At 39.5% G+C, this 20,039-nt stretch carries 12 protein-coding genes; 7 read left to right on the forward strand and 5 right to left on the reverse strand.

All coding sequences use genetic code 11. The annotated features are described in order from the left end of the window. Nucleotides 1-2: 2 nt before the first annotated feature. From A3EM_RS0113480 to A3EM_RS0113495, 4 genes are read right to left on the reverse strand one after another with little or no spacing between them, the layout of a single operon-like run. Nucleotides 3-3,050: an efflux RND transporter permease subunit gene (locus A3EM_RS0113480; RefSeq protein WP_020528747.1), complete on the reverse strand. Its 3,048-nt coding sequence runs from the start codon at nucleotides 3,048-3,050 to the stop codon at nucleotides 3-5. A gap of 28 nt (nucleotides 3,051-3,078) precedes the next feature. Next, nucleotides 3,079-4,134: an efflux RND transporter periplasmic adaptor subunit gene (locus A3EM_RS0113485; protein ID WP_020528748.1), complete on the reverse strand. Its 1,056-nt coding sequence runs from the start codon at nucleotides 4,132-4,134 to the stop codon at nucleotides 3,079-3,081. A 35-nt stretch (nucleotides 4,135-4,169) separates the two neighbouring features. Next, entirely contained in the window at nucleotides 4,170-5,522 is a 1,353-nt protein-coding gene (locus tag A3EM_RS0113490; RefSeq protein ID WP_169513357.1) for a TolC family protein, read from the reverse strand. A 54-nt stretch (nucleotides 5,523-5,576) separates the two neighbouring features. Then, entirely contained in the window at nucleotides 5,577-6,188 is a 612-nt protein-coding gene (locus A3EM_RS0113495) for a TetR/AcrR family transcriptional regulator (protein WP_020528750.1), read from the reverse strand. Between the two features lie 231 nt (nucleotides 6,189-6,419). On the opposite strand from A3EM_RS0113495, the gene A3EM_RS0113500 reads away from it, so the two are divergent. From A3EM_RS0113500 to A3EM_RS0113515, 4 genes are read left to right on the forward strand one after another with little or no spacing between them, the layout of a single operon-like run. After that, a complete protein-coding gene (locus A3EM_RS0113500; protein WP_020528751.1) occupies nucleotides 6,420-7,952 on the forward strand; it encodes a sulfatase family protein in 1,533 nt (510 codons plus the stop codon). 42 nt (nucleotides 7,953-7,994) lie between these two features. Beyond that, the gene (locus tag A3EM_RS0113505) at nucleotides 7,995-9,497 is read left to right on the forward strand and encodes a sulfatase (protein ID WP_020528752.1); all 1,503 of its coding nucleotides are present in this window, start codon (nucleotides 7,995-7,997) and stop codon (nucleotides 9,495-9,497) included. 25 nt (nucleotides 9,498-9,522) lie between these two features. Then, the gene (locus A3EM_RS0113510; protein WP_020528753.1) at nucleotides 9,523-11,007 is read left to right on the forward strand and encodes a sulfatase; all 1,485 of its coding nucleotides are present in this window, start codon (nucleotides 9,523-9,525) and stop codon (nucleotides 11,005-11,007) included. A 23-nt stretch (nucleotides 11,008-11,030) separates the two neighbouring features. Next, complete coding sequence (locus tag A3EM_RS0113515; protein WP_020528754.1) at nucleotides 11,031-12,368, forward strand: hypothetical protein; 1,338 nt, start codon at nucleotides 11,031-11,033, stop codon at nucleotides 12,366-12,368. A gap of 170 nt (nucleotides 12,369-12,538) precedes the next feature. Here A3EM_RS0113515 and A3EM_RS0113520 read toward each other — a convergent pair whose 3' ends face one another. Then, nucleotides 12,539-14,917 carry a TonB-dependent receptor gene (locus tag A3EM_RS0113520; protein ID WP_020528755.1) on the reverse strand — a complete coding sequence of 793 codons (2,379 nt, stop codon included), beginning with the start codon at nucleotides 14,915-14,917 and terminating at the stop codon, nucleotides 12,539-12,541. A gap of 257 nt (nucleotides 14,918-15,174) precedes the next feature. Between A3EM_RS0113520 and A3EM_RS0113530 the strand changes: the two genes are divergently transcribed. From A3EM_RS0113530 to A3EM_RS0113540, 3 genes are all read left to right on the forward strand, one after another. Further along, nucleotides 15,175-16,779 (forward strand): sulfatase, encoded by a 1,605-nt coding sequence (locus A3EM_RS0113530; protein WP_020528756.1) that lies wholly within the window; start codon nucleotides 15,175-15,177, stop codon nucleotides 16,777-16,779. 151 nt (nucleotides 16,780-16,930) lie between these two features. Continuing rightward, nucleotides 16,931-18,757 carry a glycoside hydrolase family 2 protein gene (locus A3EM_RS0113535; RefSeq protein ID WP_044238410.1) on the forward strand — a complete coding sequence of 609 codons (1,827 nt, stop codon included), beginning with the start codon at nucleotides 16,931-16,933 and terminating at the stop codon, nucleotides 18,755-18,757. Between the two features lie 49 nt (nucleotides 18,758-18,806). After that, nucleotides 18,807-20,009, forward strand: a complete 1,203-nt coding sequence (locus tag A3EM_RS0113540) for an alginate lyase family protein (RefSeq protein WP_044238328.1) — start codon at nucleotides 18,807-18,809, stop codon at nucleotides 20,007-20,009. Nucleotides 20,010-20,039: the final 30 nt, after the last annotated feature.

The raw sequence follows: 20,039 nt of genomic DNA on the forward strand, positions 1-20,039 counted from the left end.
TTTTAGATCACTTTTGGTGTGGTAAACCACTTAAACAAAATAGGGACAATGAAAAGGGTAAGGAATGTGGAGGAAATCATTCCTCCGATGATGGTCCAACCCAGGGGTGACCACAAACCTGAAGCAGAGGTGGTTAATGGCCATAAACCTAAAATGGTAGTGGTGGTAGTGAGCAAAATTGGGGTAAATCTCACTTCTGTGGAGGTTTTCAAGGCTCTTAAAAGTGACATCCCTTTATCCATTTGCTGATTGGTATAATCTACCAAAATGATGGAATTATTCACCACAATTCCCACCAGACTGATAAATCCAACAAATGCAAAAAATGAAAATGACCAACCGGATAAATAAAGGGCTACAAATGAACCCGTAATGGCTAATGGAATGGCAGAAAAAACTATTAAAGGCTGTTTGATGGAGCGAAATTGTAATACCAAAACCGCAAAAATTCCGATCATGGCAATAATTAATAATTTTCCTAAATCTCCAAAAGATTCCTGTTGGGTTTCATATTCGCCACCAATGTAAAATTGATAACCTTTTGGTAAATCAACGTCATCCAACTGAGCTATAATTGCCTCCGTGATGGCTGAAGTTGCTTCAGGATTAAGCACATCTGCTGTTACGGCTGTATTTCTAAGGGTATTGAAATGTTGAATTTCATTTACGGAAGATTCATATCGCACATTCACTACCTGTTTTAAAGGAACCTGAGCCCCCTGTTGTGTGGCAAAATATACTTTATTAAAATCGGCAATAGTGGCCCTGTCTTTTGTAAAAGGCATTCTGATGACCATCGGGTATTTTTCACCATCATCCAGAGATACTTCATCAATAGTTAAACCTGCCAGGCTGGCCCTTACGGAAAGATCAATATCCTGCAATGGGAGCCCGATTAAACCAGCTTTTTCCCTGTTAATGGCTACTTTCAAATCTGTTTTGTTGATCGCCAATGGATTTTCCACATTTTCTGTTCCTGGTGTATTTTCAATAATTTTTTCCACTACTCTGGCTAACCTGGCTAAAGTGTCCAGTTCATTTCCTATTATTTTGATTTCTATTGGGGCTTCGAATGGAGGACCGTTTTTCAATTCTGAAAAACTGATTTTCGCTCCGGGATATTTGGAGAATTCTTTCCGGAAAAAAGCCAGGGTTTTATAGAACTCGTCCGGATTCCATTCCTTGAAATTCACCAAAACCTGTCCGTGGTTCTTTTTATAGTTTTCCCCAATTCTGTTGTAATAAATATTCGGATTTCCATGACCGGCATTGGTGGTATAATCTTTTACAAAATCTGTGGTATCTAAAATGCCAGAAACAAAGTTGATGGCTTTTTGAGTCCCGTCTATGTTGGTGCCATTTGGGGTATTTACCTCAATTAAAAGCATGGGTTTATCCGCAGTGGGAAAAAAGCTGACCCCGATAGAAGGAAATAACATCAGACTGCCAAAGAAAATTATCGTAGCCATAGAAAAAACTATCCAGGGTTTTCTTAGGGAAAAATTTAATGCTGGCCGGTAAACTTTTTTGATCACCCATTCAATGCCTTTATCAATGGGACTTATTCCCCCTTCTTTGCCAGGCTTTAAAAATTTCCCGGCAAATATTGGAGTGAAAGTCAAGGCTAAAAGCAATGAAAAACTCAGGACCAGAATTACAGTTACTGGTAATGATCGCAAAAATTCTCCTGCACCACTTTCCATCATCATAAGCGGGAAAAAAGCCAATAAGGTAGTCAGAGTAGAACTGATTATGGCGAATCCAACTTCCTGAGTGCCCAGATAGGCGGCCTCTTTAAATGAATAACCTAATTTTTGAAACCGAACAATATTTTCAATTACCACAATGCCATTATCTACTAATAGTCCCAGGGCAATTACAAGTGCTGCAATCGAGATTTGTTGCAAGCCGAACCCACTGAAATCCAATGCTCCAATGGCCATGGAAATAGATAGGGGAATTACGGTCATGATAATCAATGAAGGACGAAAACCAAGAAATACCAGAATAATAGCCCCAACCAGTAGTACACCCTGCAGCAAATTGATAAAGAAGGATGAAATTCTTTCCTGAACGGCTGGCGCTTGTTCGAAAGCAGATACCAATTCAATATTATCAGGAAGGGTAGATTGAAATTCAGTTAGTTTTCCATTTATTTCTTCAGCCAGTGCCACTATGTTTTCCCCTTCTTTTTGAGTGAGTGTGAGGAAAATACTTCGCCTGCCCATATAAGCCGCTTGCCATCTCAGGTCTTCATAATCATGGGAAACGGTGGCTATATCCTTCAGGTAAACAATTTTCCCGTTGCCGGAACTGACTACCGAATTGGCAATTTCCCGAATATTTTTATATCCACCGGAAGATTTGATATTAAAAGATTTGATACCTGATTTCACATCCCCTCCTGGAATGTTATTGTTGTTTCCTTTTAATACACCAATCACATGATTGAGGGAAATATGTTGTTGGGCCATTTTTTGAAAATCTACCGAAACCCTGATTTGTTCTTCAGGTTCTCCTTCAATTTTCACATCGTGTATTCCATCAATAGTTTTGAGCAAATTTTCAAGATTTTCAGCATAATCATTGAGCTTGTGGTAAGGCACCTCTTTTGAAACCAAAGCCAATTGTTGAATATTTACTCCTGTAGTAGGGTCAAATTGTTCTATATCCAGGCTAAATAAATCAGCTGGTAATTCCGATCGGACATTATTAATTTCTGTCTGAATTTCATCAAATTGTTCATCGATATCATATCCAAAATAGCCTTCAATGCGAATGATTGCCAATCCATCTTCTATTTTAGTTTGAATTTTACTGATGTTGTCTACCTCTTCTATCGCTTCTTCAATGGGATCAACTACTAATTCTTCAATATCCTCCGGACTGGTGCCGGGATATACCGCAATTACGGTATAATTTGGAAAATCGGGACTTGGATCTTCAGACCTGGGCATGGATAGAAATGAACTAATTCCTACAAATGCTCCCAGCAGGATCAGGATAACTACAAACTGGTAATTATCAATGGCTAACTTAGGAAGTTTCATGATGATAAGAATTTAAAATGTTTTAGTTTTAGTTGATAATTTCCACCTGGTCTCCATCCGACAAATAGGCCGCTCCCTCTACCACTACTTTTCCATTCATAGAAGTATCTGCTCTCACCGTAAAAAATCCATCAACAATGTGTTCGGGCTTTACCTGTACCTTTTTTACCCTGTTCGATTTTTCCTTAAGTACATAAATCTGAGCAGTTTCTTCATTTCCTTCCACCAGTGCATTAATTGAAATTTTGTAATAACTGTTTTTGGTGGCCGGATATATTTCTACTTTTCCTACAAAACCATTTTTGAGCATATGCTCAGTGGGCTGAAGTGTAAGTTCTACTTCGAAGGTCCCAGTTTTTGGATCAGCTGATTCGGCAATTTCCGTAACATAAGCGGGAAAATCGTTGGAGGGATAGGCATCGAATGTAATTTTTGCAGAATCTCCCAACTGAAGCCTGACAATATCCTTATCTGCAACTCCAATTCGCATGACATAAGCATCTTTCGCAGTGTTACCAAACTGGAATATGGGACTTCCTCCATTTACTAATTCTCCTTCTTCTGCGAATTTTTTATGAATTTTTCCCTTTTCCGGTGCCACAATCCTGGCGTATTTCTGATTGAAATTGGCTATTTGTAAATCTGATTTGGCTACTTCATACAAGGTGGTTAAATCCTGTAGTTGTTCCAGGGTAATTACACTATCCCTATGCAGATTTTCTGCCCGGGACAAATCCCTTTTTGCTTTTTCTACAGCATTTTTGGCCTGATTCACCTGAGCATCAATTTCTGCTGTATTCAGGGTGGCTAAAAGTTGCCCAGATTTTACAGATTGTCCCTCATTCACTAAAATTCTATTAATAATTCCCCCAATTTTAAAAGACATTTTAACTTCAGCTTGTGACCCGAGAATACCGCTGGCTTCAATGGCAATTGGGGCTGTGGAAACAGTCAGCTCTTCCACCAAAACAGGTTTAATCTTTTCTTCATTTTGACTGGCATACCTGGCATTATAATTTTGGTTACAGGCATATCCTACCAATCCAATCAGTATGATTATCGATAGACTTTTTAAATTATTCATGATTTTGTTTTTAGATTTTTGTTTTCAGGCTTGTATTAATTTATGGCAATAGTTCTCTCCAGTGCTGCTTCTCTTTGAAGGAGTTCGTATTTGGCAACTACCAGCTCAAGTTGGGCATTGGTATATTTTGTTCTGGCATCAAGCAAATCGAGCAAAGTGATTTGGTTTTCTAGGTATTTTCTGGCAATAATTTCAAAGCTTTTTTTGGCACTTTTTAATGCAGCCGATTTGGCCTTTACCGCAGATTTTTCCGCTTTAACCTGCTGATAGGCATCAATTACCTGAAATTTGATTTGTTGTTGGAGTTCCTGTTGCCGGGTTTGCAGCCTTTGTATTTCAATTTTATTGGCTGCAATTTTCGATTTGTTCTGGAAACCCTTAAAAATGGGAAAGGACATGTTGAACTGCAAAAGGTAATAGTCCTGGTTGTTATTGAACTGGTAATCGAAACCCTGATAACCCAGATTTGCGCCAAGTGAAAGTTTGGGTAATCTGGTATTTTTGTTCAGGGCCAGTAGTTGCTCATTTCCGCTAAGTGCATAGTTTAACTGTAATATTTCATCGCGATTGATCAGTGCTTCCTTTTGAAGATTTTCCAGGAGCATTTCTTCGGTAAATCTTCCGGTTATAGTTTTGTCCACGGTAATGGAATCATAAAGCGCTCTGTTTAAAAGAAAGTTGAAATAACTCTGCGCAGAAACCTTCAATTGATTGGCTTTGGCCATCTGGCTGTTCAGGTCACTCAATTCAAATTCTGCCCGATAAACCGCATCAATGGTAGCCTTGTCATTTTCCACCAGTTTTTGATTCACCCGCAAAAGTTCCTGGAGTAATTTTTCAGTGCTGTTATAAATTTCTATGGCTTCGATTGTAGTGAGATACTTGTAATAAGCTGTTTTTATTTCCTTTTTCAACTCTTGCACATAGACATCCCTTTGGGCCTCCTGGGAAGCCAGAAATGATTTTTGGGCTTTGTAATTGTGATGAATATCCGGATTGAAAATAGCCTGTCTGATTTCTATTCTGGTATCGTGAAAGCGGTTGGGTAAAAATTGTTCATTTGAGTTTTCCAGATTGGTGGGAAAATTTGCCACCTCCGAAAGCTGATTGAGACTCCGGTAAATCGGATTAAGTAAATCTCCAATAGGAATGGAAATATTTCGTCCACCATCGGCCAGGGTATAGGAAGGATTAAAGGAAATATCAGGCATAAACAATCCTTTGGCTTGTTTCAGTTCTTCAAGACTTTTGGCCAGCGCCAGATTTTCCTGATTGAGGGCCAGATTGCTTTTCAGCCCTTCCTGAATGTAATTTTCAAGGATTGTGTGTTGTGCCAAAACCGGTACTGAGGTCAAAACAATAGCGATAAGATTAATAAACAGCTTCATTTTAATTAACATTATATATTTAATAAACAGTGTTTAGTAATTTGGTAAAATTTTTTAAAGTTTCTTCATCCAGTCATTAAAAACTCCTAAGGCTTCCGTAATCATATTTTCTCTATTTTTCTCCGGAAACATTTTCATCCGATCTCTAACATACAGTGCAGATAATCCATGCACAAAGGACCAGATAGCATGGGCAACAATGAATGGATCCTGTCCATTAAAATGGCCCTTTTCCACACATTGATTCACAATCTCATGCAATACGTTATGGCTTTTAGAACCTTCATCCCAGTCGTGGGTATTTTCTATGGATTCCATAGGAGCGCGCATAATAAACATGAGATCATAATATCCGGGATTTTCAATGGCAAATTTGATATAAACTTCCCCCAAATTTCGTAGCCTTTCGATTGGCTCCTGGTTCGGGCTCACAGTCTGGAAGTAATTAAAAAATTTATGAAAGGCCTGTTTTTGGATGGCATAGAACAACTCATTTTTGTCTTTGAAATACAAATAAATAGTAGCGGGGCTATATTCTATGGCATCCGCAATTTTTCGAATACTTGCTTTATCAAAACCTTCATTCAGGAAAATTTTTGCAGCAGCTTTTAAGATCAAATCCTGCATTTCCTGTTTTTCTCTTTCCTTTCTTTCTGATATACCCATTGTTCATCTATTTATCACCGATAATCTACTAAACGGTGTTTAGCAAAAATAGTTCTTATTTTTTGTTTTTTTTTGTTGTAATGATAAAAAAAAACAAACACATTCCTCAAACTCCCAATATTTAGGTCTGGGAAAGGAATTTTCGCTCATGGCGCATATTCACTTAGAAATAATTTAGAGATTTAAAAAAACGATCTTACTTTTAAGATTAAGTTATGAACTAAATTGAAAATGAATAAACTAATCTATTTTGCCCTGTGCATGGGCATCCTGAGTTGCAATTCCCAGCAACAAACCAAAAATCAGGAGGAAACTGAAATCCAAAATCAAAGACCGAATATTATTTTTATTCTGGCGGATGATATGGGTTATGGCGATTTAAAAAGTCTGAATCCCGACTCGGATATTCCTACTCCCAACATGGACAAAATCGTAAATGAAGGTATTCATTTCACCGATGCCCACACCAATTCTTCCGTTTGTACGCCTACCAGATATGGCGTTTTAACCGGAAGATATGCTTTCCGTACCCGGTTAAAGTCTGGGGTTTTGTGGGGGTATTCTCCTTCTCTGATTGAATCAGGACGAGTGACGGTGGCTGGTTTTTTAAAGCAAAATGGCTATAATACGGCTTGTGTGGGAAAATGGCATTTGGGTTTGGATTGGCAAAAATTGGATGAATCTAAAGAAATTGAAGACATTAAAGTTGTTCCGGAAGGATTTGATGACAATGTAAATTATTCCCAGCCAGCCGGAGGAGGACCTCAGGATTGTGGGTTCGATTATTCCCTTATCATTCCAGCGTCCCTTGATATGAGTCCTTATTTATATGTGAGAAATGGCCTGGCCGTGGAACCACCCACAGCCTATACTGAGGGGAAAGACCAGAAAAAAGATGGACGGGGGGTATTTTGGAGAAAGGGAAAAATGTCACCAGGTTTCGACTTTTTCCAGGTTTTACCCTCATTGGTTGATTCCGCCTGTAATTACATCAGTCAGCAGGCGGATGAGAAAGATCCCTTCTTTTTGTATTTACCACTTCCAGCACCTCATACGCCCTGGATGCCCACAGATGAATTTGGCAGTAAATCCAATGCAGGGAAATATGGAGACTTTGTCAATATGGTAGATGCCCAGATCGGAAAAGTAATGCAGGCAGTTACAGCTGCAGGCATGGATGACAATACCCTGATCATTGTCACTTCTGATAATGGTGCGGACTGGAATCCGGATGATAAAGAAAAATTTAGTCACAGGGCGAATTATATTTTCAAAGGAAGGAAGGCTGATATTTTTGAAGCAGGACACCGGGTCCTTTTTATTGCCAGGTGGAAAGGTAAAATCCAAGCCGGTTCAAGCAGTGATGAGGTTCTCTGTACTACTGATTTATTGGGCACTGTGGCTGGCCTTCTGGAAAAACCAATTCCCAATGGTGCAGGAGAAGATAGTTATAACCTGTGGCCTGCCTTTGTGGGAAATGCTGGGGAAACCCCGATTCGGGAAGCTACTATTCATCATTCTTTACAAGGTATTTTTTCCATTAGAAAAGGGAAGTGGAAGTTCACCCCCCATCTGGGATCGGGAGGATTTTCCAAACCATCCACTATTGAGCCTAAAGAAGGTGAAGCCCCGGGTACTTTATACGATATGGAAAATGATCCTGAAGAACAAAATAACCTTTATGACCTACACCCGGAAATTGTAAAGGAATTAACCGCCTTAATCGAAAAATACAAGGAGCAGGGATATAGCCGACCACTGTAGCTTTTATTTTATTAGTGTAATTAATAATACTTTTATATTAGAATGAAAAAATTAAACAACCCAATTTTAATGAGTCTGTTATGGGGGCTTTGGCTGATTTCCTGCCAGGCGGAAAAACCGCAGGAAGTGGCTGAAAAACCATTATCAAGACCAAATGTATTGTTCATTGCAGTGGATGATTTGAATGACTGGCTGGGTTGTATGAAAGGTCATCCAAATGCCAAAACACCCCATATGGATAAATTGGCCAGTGAAGGGGTATTGTTTACCAATGCCCATTGCCAGGCTCCCCTTTGCGGACCGTCAAGAGCGTCCCTGATGACAGGTTTAAGACCTTCTACAACTGGTATTTATGGGATGATTCATGACGATTCAATCAGAAATTCTGCAAATTCCGAAACAAAGGATATTCTATTTTTACCAGAATATTTTAAGGTACAGGGATACCACACCATGGGAATAGGAAAATTATTCCACCAACATTCTCCTCAGGGATTATTTGATGAATCCGGAAGCAGATCGAAAGGTTTTGGGCCTTCCCCAGAAAAAAGATTTGTTTGGGATGGCTTTGCCCCTGACAGAGAAAATTACGGAAGAACCAGCACCGACTGGGGAGCCTATCCCGAAGCTGATTCTTTAATGCCCGACCATCATTCTGCCGATTGGGCAATTGAAAGATTGGGAAAAGACTATGATAAGCCCTTCTTTTTGGGTGTTGGGTTTTTACGCCCGCATGTGCCACTTTATGTACCGCAAAAGTGGTTTGATATGCACCCTGTAGAAAACATTGAATTACCACCGTATAAAGCAGATGATTTGGCAGATGTGCCCCCGGTAGCTCTTCAGATTAATGATTTACCAATGATGCCTTCCACTCAATGGGCCATTGAAAGCGGAGAATGGAAAAATATTATTCAGGCTTATCTGGCTTGTGTGAGTTTTGTAGATCATGAAGTAGGGCGAGTCTTAACTGCACTGAGAAACAGCAAACATGCTGAAAATACGGTAATTGTTTTGTGGTCGGATCATGGATACAGATTGGGGGAAAAAGAAACTTTTGCCAAACATGCTTTGTGGGAGGAAGCTACAAATGCTCCTTTAATTTTTGCGGCTCCAAATGCAAAAAAAGGACAAGTGGTAGATGCTCCGGTGGAAATGCTTTCCATTTATCCTACACTTCTGGAATTGTGTAATCTTCCAGCCTATGAGAAAAATGAAGGAAGAAGCCTGGCAGGAGTGATTGAAGGCAAAGACATTTCCACGCAGGATTTTACAGCCCTCACCACTTTCGGTATGAATAATCATGCAGTGAGAACCAGGGATTTCCGGTATATCAGGTATGAGGATGGAGAGGAAGAGTTGTACTCCAAAGCCACTGACCCAAATGAATGGGAAAATCAAAGTGATCACCCGGATATGCAGGAAGATAAAGCAAAATTAAAAACCCTGCTTCCTGAAAAAAATGCCAGGTGGGACAGAAATTCCCAGTATACTTTCCAACCCTATTTTGTGGAACAAAAGGCAAGAACCAGTTTGGTTGAATAAATTGAGGATCAAATAAAGAATTAGAATGATAAAACAGAAAGCTGTTGTATTTCAAATAGTTGCCTTTTTTTTGGGAATAATAATTTGTTTCCAGGCCAAGGCACAAAATCAGGACAAACCAAATATTTTATTTATCTGTGTGGACGACCTCAGGCCCGAACTGGCTTGCTATGGAAAGGATTACATTCAATCCCCTCACATGGATAAACTGGCAAAAGAAGGATTTCTGTTTAAGCAACATTTTGTGACTGTTCCCACTTGTGGGGCATCCAGACATAGCCTTTTAACCGGAAAATTACCAAGTACACGGGATGACTTACGGAATTCGGCTACAGCTGATCAAATTACCGGAAAACCTGAAACTGAAGTTCCCGAAACCTTTATTCATCACCTGAAAAGAAATGGTTACCATACAGTAGGAGTAGGGAAAATTACCCATCATCCTGACGGGCGGGTTTATGCTTATAAGGAACCGGTAAGTAATAAAATGGAATTGCCACACAGTTGGGATGAGTTCATTTTTGACTTTGGGAAATGGGGAACAGGGCATAATGCTTTTTTTGGCTATGCCGATGGAAGTAATAGAAATACCCTAAATGGTCAGGTAAAGCCTTATGAAAAAGCAGATGTTCCGGATGATGGTTATCCAGATGGTGTGATTGCTAAGGTGGCGATCAATAAGCTTCAGAAATTAAAAGAAAATGGGGAGCCTTTTTTCCTTGGAGTTGGCTTTTTCAAACCTCATCTTCCTTTTAATGCACCCTCAAAATACTGGGATTTATATGATACAGCGGATATTCCACTTTCACCGAACGGGTTTTTACCAGAAAATGTAAACACAAAGAGTTTGCAGACCATGGGAGAATTTAACAATTATAAATTGGGAGACGAAAAGGCGAGTCTCGATAAGGCGCTATCAGAGGCATATGCCAAAAAACTTGGTCATGCTTATGCGGCTTGTGTGAGTTATGTAGATGCTCAAATTGGTAGTGTTTTGAATGAACTGAAGCGTTTGGATTTGGACAAAAATACTATTATCGTAATTTGGGGAGACCATGGCTGGCATTTGGGTGACCATAGAGTTTGGGGAAAACATACCCTGATGGACAGAGCGCTGCATTCTACTTTAATGATGAAAATTCCCGGACAAAATATGCAGGGAGAAACAAACAAAGTGGTAAGTACAGTAGATATTTACCCCACTTTGATGGAATTATGTCAGTTGGAAATGCCTTACTCCACAAAAGGAAGGAGTTTGGTAACACTCATGCAAAATCCTGAGGAGGTAAATTGGGAGGAAGCTGCCTACAGCTTTTTTCGTTCGGGAATTTCCCTGCGAACAAGTCAGTACAGATTCAGTAAACATTTCAGGGAAGATTTACCCGCTATTGAATTGTTCGATCATCAATCTGATCCTTATGAAACAATTAATGTAGCGGATAAAAACAAGAAAGTGGTAAAAAAACTAATGCCACTTTGGGATAAAGGAAACACCGGACTATTTGATTAGAAAGTCTATAAACTAAATTGAAAATGAAAAAAACTAACTTAATCATTCCACTCCTTTTTATTGCATTTTTAGCCTGTCAATCTGAAAAAAAAGCTGAAGAAAAGGAAATTGCAGTAACTTCAGAAGAAGTTCATCCTGCCATTGTCAATCAATATGTCCCTACCAGAGCTATTACGCAGGGGCCAAAACACCATTGGTTTGGGTATTATGATAAATTAGAAGTCGATCCATCCGGGCGATTTGTATTGTCAAATGAAGTGACTTTCGAAGGAAGATCACCCACGGCAGATGATGTGATAAAAGTGGGAATGGTGGACCTGGAGGACAATGATAAGTGGATAGAATTAGGAGAAAGTAAAGCCTGGGGCTGGCAACAGGGTTGTATGTTGCAGTTTTTACCCAATTCTGAAACAGATATAATTTGGAATGACAGAGTAGGAGATCAATTTGTGAGCCACATCATGAATATTAAAACCCGGGAAAAAAGGACTTTGCCTTTTCCCATTTATGCACTTAGCCCAGATGGAATTCATGCAGTGACCACCAATTTCGAGAGAATTAATGATTTACGACCAGGTTATGGTTATGCGGGAATTCCCGATCCCAATGCAGATGAAATTGCTCCGGATGATGCCGGGATTTATTTGTGCAATTTGCAAACAGGTGAACGGAAATTAATCATTTCACTCGCCCAGATGATGGATGTAGAATTACCTGAAAAGGATTCCCCTACTTTTAAAAATTATAAAATTACCAAACACTGGTTCAACCATTTGCTATTTAATACTGATGGCAGCAGATTTATTTTTCTTCACAGGTGGAAGTCCTCTGCGGATAAAAATGTAGGTGGGTTTGGCACATTAATGTACACCTCCGATTTGTCAGGAAAGGATTTAAGACTGGTGGATGAATCGGGTTATACTTCACATTTTATCTGGAAAGATCGGGAACATATTATGGCCTGGTCTAAAATTGAACCGAAGGGAAATGGTTTTTATTTATTCAAGGATGAAGAAGGAGCCACTCCGGAGATTGAAGGTGAAGGTATAATGACAGTAAACGGGCATAATACTTATTTACCTCAAAGTACGGATTGGATTTTAAATGATACTTATCCGGACAAAAACAGGGTTCAAAAAGTTTATTTGTACCATGTGCCTACTAAAAAAAGAATCCCGATTGGCGATTTCTATTTAGATCCAAAATATAGGGGAGAATGGCGGGTAGATACGCATCCGAGGTCAAGCCCTGATGGTACCAAAGTGATTATCGATTGTCCAACCGGGGATCAGGGAAGGCAACTGTATTTATTAGATATCTCCGAAATTTTAAGCACCAGAGCCATTATTCCCGAGAAATAGTAATCTCTCAATCAGTATTTTAGGGCAAAATAATACACGATTAATTTTGAATTACTACTTAAAACCTGGAATAGAATTTTGTGCAATTTTATAGGTTTATTTCAAAAAAAAACTGAGTTTAGAAAATTTAAAAACTTTCTAAATCCAGTTTGGGAATGTTCGGTTAGCTTTTAAAACCTCTTCTGGCCGGAAAATTCCATGGCTTCACCTTTTCCAAATCCATAACTCACCCCAACGGTAATGAATCTTCCTCTTCGGTGGTAGTTGTACAGATAAAAATTGGTTTGGTCGGTTTCGCTTTCCATTCTTCTGGTTGCGAAAATATCCTTTATGCTTACATTAAATATGGTTTTCCCCTTCATCAGTTTTTTCCTCAAACCTAGGTCCCCGAAATAATTATCGGCCATCACAGACTGAACGGTTTTGTAACTTGACTGGTAATTGCCAATCAATTCCAGTTCAAACTGTGCAGGTAATTTCCATCTCATATTCAGCTTGGCTGACCATTGGCTGGCGTTAAAATCAAAAGGAGTGGATTCATTATAGCCCTTTCTGATGAAATAATTATAATTAAAATCTCCATTCAGGGTAAGGGATTCAAATGGGGAGTATTTGGTGTTGAATTCCAATCCTGTGGAGCGGTTTGTTCCAATGTTTTCAGGCCTTGTGATACTTACATTATCCTGAAATTCGGTAATTCTTTCAATCACATCGGTGGTATACCGGTGATAAATTCCGAAATTAAAAGAGATGTTTTCAAATTCATTGATGGCCGTAATTTCGTAAGAATCGGTAAATTCAGGTAATAAATCAGGGTTACCAGTTCTGATATTAAAATTATTTCGGATATTGAAAAACGGATTCAGATCCCACATCCTAGGTCGGAAAATCCTTCTGGAATAGCCTGCCTGAATAGAAATGAATTCAGTAAACTTATAGGAAGTATGAATGGTTGGGAACAGATTAGCATAATCCTTCGTATTCCTTTCATCAGTTTGTTCCAAAAGCGTTTCCACTTCTGTATTTTCCATCCTTAATCCCAGTTTTACCCCCCATTCTTCATTCTTGTAGGCGAGGGTACTATAAATTCCCAATACTCTCTGGTCGAAATCGAAAATGTTTGTCAGATCGGAATTTTCAATCCATTCTCCATCTTCCAAATCCTGAACTGCGTAATCATTGGAAACATCTGAAAATACATATTGAGCTCCGGATTCCAGCGTAAATTTATCAGATATCGGATTGGTATAATCCAGTTTGTAAGTATAGGTGGCATTCACAAAATCAGTTCTGGTTTGCTGAACGGATTCGTTTGGAGTTCCTGAAATTGGCGTATTGTCGAAAATTGAAGATTGCTCTTTTCCAAAGAAATTCCCCTGTGCACTGAAAAGCAGTACATGTTCCTTCTTATTTTTAAAGGTTTTCTGATATTGAAAATCGTACTGATATTTGGGGTTGGTCGCTTCTGTTTTTTCATCTCTGTTCCAGGCCGAAATCAGTGTTTGAGAGGCATCCAGGAAGTTAAAATTGGAGTTGGAATATTCCTTTTCAAACTCATAGGCAAAATTTCCGGTTAGTGAAAATATATTGTATTTGTTGAGGTGGTAATCTGCACCCAAAATCACATTATAAAAAGTTTCATTTTTTTCACTGTCCCCATCACTTTCTACAGTGGTATTATTCATCAAATCCATGTTCATCGTTTTATTGATTCCTGGAAATGTCCTGTGACCGTAGCCAAGTTGGGAAAAGAGGTTGAACTTTTCGGTTCTTCGGTTTACACTCAATCCTATACTATGATTATTAGGATAGCCGGTATTCAGGGTTACAGAGCCGTTTATGCCTTTTTTTTCCTCTTTTTTCATCACAATATTGATTATCCCTGAGGTACCTTCCGCATCGTATTTGGCTGAAGGGTTGGTAATCACTTCCACAGACTCCAGCATATCAGCAGTGATGGTTCCCAATGCGCCCTGATCGGTGGCGAGAACGGAAGGTTTTCCATTGATTAAAATTTGCACCCCACTGCTTCCTCTCAAACTGATAACCCCCTCAATATTCACCTGAACAGAAGGAACGTTATTCAAAACTTCCAGAGCACTCATCCCGGTGCTGCTCAAATCTTTTCCTACATTAAAAACCCTTTTATCCAGTTTGAATTCTGTTTTGGATTTTTCTGCTCTGATTTCTATTTCGTTTAAGGCTGTTGCATTTTCAGCCAGATCAATTGTGCCTAAAGCCACTTTTCCATCATTTATTTCAAAATCATTGATGGTCTTGGTTTCAAATCCAATAAAACTAATTTCAATGTAGAATTCAGTTGCGGTTGTTGTCACATTAAAAGAACCATCCACTGAGGTAGTCACACCAGTTATTGGTTTCTTTTCTATAGGGTCAGCAATCATTACTGTGGCAAATTCCACCGGCTGCTGTTCAGCTCCTGTAACTATTTTTCCAGAAATTATAGTTTTGGCCTCCTGAGCAAACAAAGCAGGAAGACTAAAAAAATTAAGGATAGATAGAAATAATAGTAATCTTTTCAATTTCATAGTTTGTGTAGATAAAGTAACAAACAAATTTCATATAGAAATCTGAATAAAAATTGAAGCCCCGAACCCAACCGGTGTCTTTTGTCTTTTATTTGGTCAATTTTTCTTCATTAAAGGGATTTTCTTCATACCTGGTAGGGCTATTTCCCAATTCAAGCCATATTTTCATGGAAAAAATTGCAGCAGGATTTCCGATTGCTTAATTTCAAATTTTTAATAGGGAAGAATTTTATGAGCTAAATTGAGATTATCAACAAATGAACTACAAAAACCTTATCTACATCTTTTTAATCGTAATTGCGGGATGTAAAAAAGAGGATGATTCAGAGAAAGCAATCACCTCCACACCAAAACCAAATTTCATATTTATTCTTGCAGATGACTACGGCTATCACGATCTGAGTGTGATGGGAAGTCAATACTATGAGACACCTAATATTGATCGAATTGCCAATGAGGGTATGATTTTTACCGATGGTTATGCGGCTTGTCAGGTTTGTAGCCCTTCCAGGGCCAGTATTATGCTGGGTACTTTCCCGGCTCGACATGGCATTACCGACTGGATAGGAGCCAAAACAGGAGAAGCCTGGCGAAAAGCCGGAAGGTTTAACAAACTCCTTCCTCCGGAATATGTGCACAAATTACCCGCTGAAGCGATCACTTTACCCGAAGCGATGCGAGAGGGCGGTTACAAAACCTTTTTTGCCGGAAAATGGCATTTAGGGGATTCAACTTCCTGGCCGGAAAATCACGGATTTGATATCAATAAAGGAGGATGGGATGCAGGCAGCCCAAATGGAGGTTATTTTTCTCCCTTCACTAATCCAAGGCTGGAAAACAGAAAAGATGGAGAAAATCTTTCGATGAGGCTTGCTTCTGAAACGGTAGATTTTATAAAAGCCAATCATCCTAAGGAAACCGGAAAACCATTTTTTGCTTATCTGTCCTTTTATGCAGTGCATGGCCCGATTCAAACCACCCAGGAAAAATGGGCAAAATATCGTCAAAAAGCAGAAGAATTGGGAATTGCAGAAAAGGGCTTTGAAATGGGTCATTTTTTACCCATCCGTCAGGTGCAGGATAATCCCGTTTATGCCGGCTTGGTAGAAGCGATGGATGATGCTGTCGGTGAAGTTTTGAAAGCAGTGGATGAACTCGGTTTGGGAGAAAATACGGTTATTGTGTTTACTTCTGACAATGGAGGAGTAGCCGCAGGAGATGCCTTTGCTACTTCCAATTTGCCCCTGCGTGCAGGAAAAGGCTATCAGTTTGAGGGAGGTATTCGTGAACCTTATTTTATTAAAGTGCCGGGCGTAACCAAAGGTGGAGGAAAAACTTCGGTTCCTGCGTCTGGAACAGATTTTTACCCAACAATTCTTGAACTTGCCGGACTTGATTTAAAACCTGATCAGCATGTGGACGGTAAAAGCCTTGTCCCAGTGCTTAAGGGAGGGACACTTCCCGAGAGACCATTAATCTGGCATTATCCACATTATGGCAACCAGGGTGGAGAACCTTCTTCCATTATTCGGGAAGGGGATTGGAAACTGATTCATTATTATGAGGATGGAAGAGAAGAATTGTATAACCTGAAAAATGATTTGGAAGAAACTACAGATTTAGCAGGTGAAAATGCAGAGCGAGCATCTACTATGAGTAAAAAATTATTTGCCATGCTTGATGAAATGGGAGCAAGGTATCCCACTAAAGATCCGGAATGGACAGCTGAGTTGGAACAAAAACATATGGAAAGGATTGTCAACGAATTATGGCCTAATTTGGAAAAGAAACGAATGGAATACCTTTCCCCGGATTTTAATCCTGATAACGACTGGTGGGGAAGTCAGGTGACTAAGGACTAAGAAATTTGCTCTGGTGCCACAGGAATTTAAGTTTTATTCCGGTAGGCACCTGGTCAGCGGCTTTAAATCACATTGGTATTTTGTTTGGAAGACTCTTTATTAACCTTACCGGAATATTGAAGCAATATTTTAAAATATACTATAAATGAAAATGGGAAATCTGAAGCTTTCACTATTATTACTGATTACCGTAGTTTATGTACAACTACCTGCATTTTCCCAGTCTGACTGGGCTCCTGTAGAGGGGAAAATTATGTCGGAATGGGCAGAAAAAGTTTCTCCGGAAAAACCCCTGAATGAATATCCCAGACCACAGATGGTGAGGGAAAATTGGGAAAATCTAAACGGACTCTGGGATTATGCCATCAAACCAAAAGATGATCCTCAACCTTCTGGCTTTGATGGAAAAATATTAGTTCCCTATGCGGTAGAATCTGCCTTATCGGGAGTAGGAAAAATGGTTGGAAAAGATAATAACCTTTGGTATAAAACTACCTTTACTGCACCTAAAAAATCAGGAAAAGACAGGGTTTTATTGCACTTTGGTGCAGTGGACTGGGAAGCTGAGGTTTTTATAAATGGAGAAAAAGCAGGCTTGCATCAAGGAGGTTATGATCCATTTTCTTTCGATATTACCGGATTAATAAAGGGGAGAGGTGCACAGGAACTGGTCGTGAAAGTTTGGGATCCTACTGATGAAGGTCCTCAGCCAAGGGGAAAGCAGGTGAAAGATCCGAAAGGCATCTGGTATACTCCGGTTACCGGAATATGGCAAACCGTTTGGCTTGAAACTGTGGGGGAAGCTTATATTGCAGATTTAAAAACCACCCCTGATATTGATACAAAGTCCCTGAAAGTAAAGGTTAATGTGGAAAATGGAGGAGCTTCTGATAAAGTTTTGGTGAAAGCTTTAAAAGAAGGAACTGTAATAGCTGAGCAGGAGATTGGAATTCAGGATGAGGCCAGTTTATCTATTTCGGATATGCAATTATGGTCACCAGATAATCCATTCCTGTACGATTTGGAGATTTCCCTTTTGCAAAAAGGAAAAGCAAGAGATCAGGTGAAAAGTTACTTTGGCATGCGAAAAATTTCCCTGGAAAAAGATGAAAACGGGGTGCAAAGAATGATGCTGAATAATGAATTTCTATTCCAGTTTGGTCCGCTGGATCAGGGGTGGTGGCCTGATGGTTTGTATACTGCCCCTACGGATGAAGCATTACTTTTTGACATCGAAAAAACAAAGGAAATGGGCTTCAACATGATCAGAAAACATGTGAAGGTAGAACCGGCCAGATGGTACCATCACTGTGATAAACTGGGCATGCTGGTTTGGCAGGATATGCCTAATGGAGATAAATCTCCGAAGTGGATGAACAGCCCGGCTTATGAGGGAAGGGATATTGAGAGGTCACCAGAGTCCCAGGAAATTTATAAAACTGAATGGAAAGAAATCATGAGTGATTTCAGTTTGTTTCCAAGTATTGTAGTATGGGTGCCTTTCAATGAGGCTTGGGGACAATTCAAAACTGTAGAGGTGGTAGAATGGACACAGCAATTTGACCCAACCAGATTGGTGAACAGTGCCAGTGGTGGAAATTATTTTGATGTAGGGGATATCCTGGATTTGCACCATTATCCGGACCCAAGGATGCCAAGGGCAGATCTTTTTGGAAAGGAGCAGGCCATTGTGTTGGGAGAATATGGTGGATTGGGATTACCTGTAGAAAATCATACCTGGCAGGAAAAAGACAACTGGGGATACCGAAGTTTTACCAACAAAGAAGACCTGGCCCAAAGATATGCTTCCTATATAGATGAATTGGAAGCACTGATTGGCAAAGGATTATCAGGGGCGATTTACACCCAAACAACGGATGTGGAAGTAGAAATTAATGGTTTAATGACTTATGACCGAAAAGTGATCAAAATAGATCCTGCATTTTTGAAGAAAACACATCAGAAATTATACAAGTAGATAGAAAAAAGTTGGGTGGAGTAAATTATTGAAGCGTAAAAAACTAAAAATGAAGTGTGTTAAGTTGAGTTTATTTGCCCTGATTTTTATGATTTTTTCCTGCCAGGAAAAAGCGGGGAATTCGGGTAAGGATGAAGTTGTTGAAAAAGTACCTTCATCTCCTTTTGATAAGGCTGAAATTATAAAAAAGGCGGAAAAGTTTATGAACATGGAGGTGATCACCATCACCAGTTTTTCCAGTGAGAGATCGGAAGGAGGAATCCATGATTTTTATTCGGAGGGAGATTATTGGTGGGAAGACCCTGAAAATCCGGAAGGACCTTATATTCGAAAAGACGGCATGACCAACCCAGATAATTTTACCAAACACCGGGAAGCTGTGATGCGGTTAAGTGAAATTTCCGGTGCTTTGGGAGCAGCTTATCGGATAACAGGAGAGGATAAATATGTAGAGGAATTGAAAAAACATTTGGTGGCCTGGTTTGTCGATCCGGAGACTAAAATGAATCCTAATTTGATGTATGCTCAAGCCATAAAAGGCAGGGTTTCAGGTAGAGGAATTGGCATAATTGATACTATTCATTTGATAGAAGTTTCCCAGGCAGCACATATTAGCAGAGCTTCTCAAGTTTGGTCAGAAGCCGAAATAACCGGTATAATTGACTGGTTTTCCCAATATGTGGAATGGATGACCACTCACCAGTACGGCCTGGATGAAAGAGATAATGGCAATAATCATAGCAGTACCTGGGCCATGCAGGTAGCAGCTTTTTCCACCCTTACAGGTAATGAGGAAGCCATGGATTTTTGCAGGAAGATGTATAAAGAAGTTTTATTGCCAGAACAAATGGATGAGAAGGGGGGCTTCCCCAAAGAATTGGGCAGGACTAAACCCTACAATTATTCCCTGTTTAATTTAGATGCTTTTGCCACAATTTGCCAGATTCTATCCACACCTGAAAACAATCTTTTTTCATACACCACCGAAGATGGAAGAGGGATGAAACTGGGAATGGAATTTATGTATCCTTACATTGCAGATAAAAGCAAATGGCCTTATCCGCAGGATGTTTTATATTGGGATAACTGGCCGGTAAGGCAACCGTCATTACTTTTTTCAGGATTGGCTTTCAATCAGGCCAAATACATTGAGTTGTGGAAAACCCTTGATGGCGATCCTCAGGTTTTTGAAGTTAAGCGAAATACATTTGCCAGAAATCCGGTGCTTTGGGTTTCCAAAGTAAATTTATAGGAAGAAAAAGCCAGCTCATTCAGTAAATAC

Source organism: Flexithrix dorotheae DSM 6795 (assembly GCF_000379765.1).
In the GTDB taxonomy this organism is placed as follows: Bacteria; Bacteroidota; Bacteroidia; order Cytophagales; family Flammeovirgaceae; genus Flexithrix; species Flexithrix dorotheae.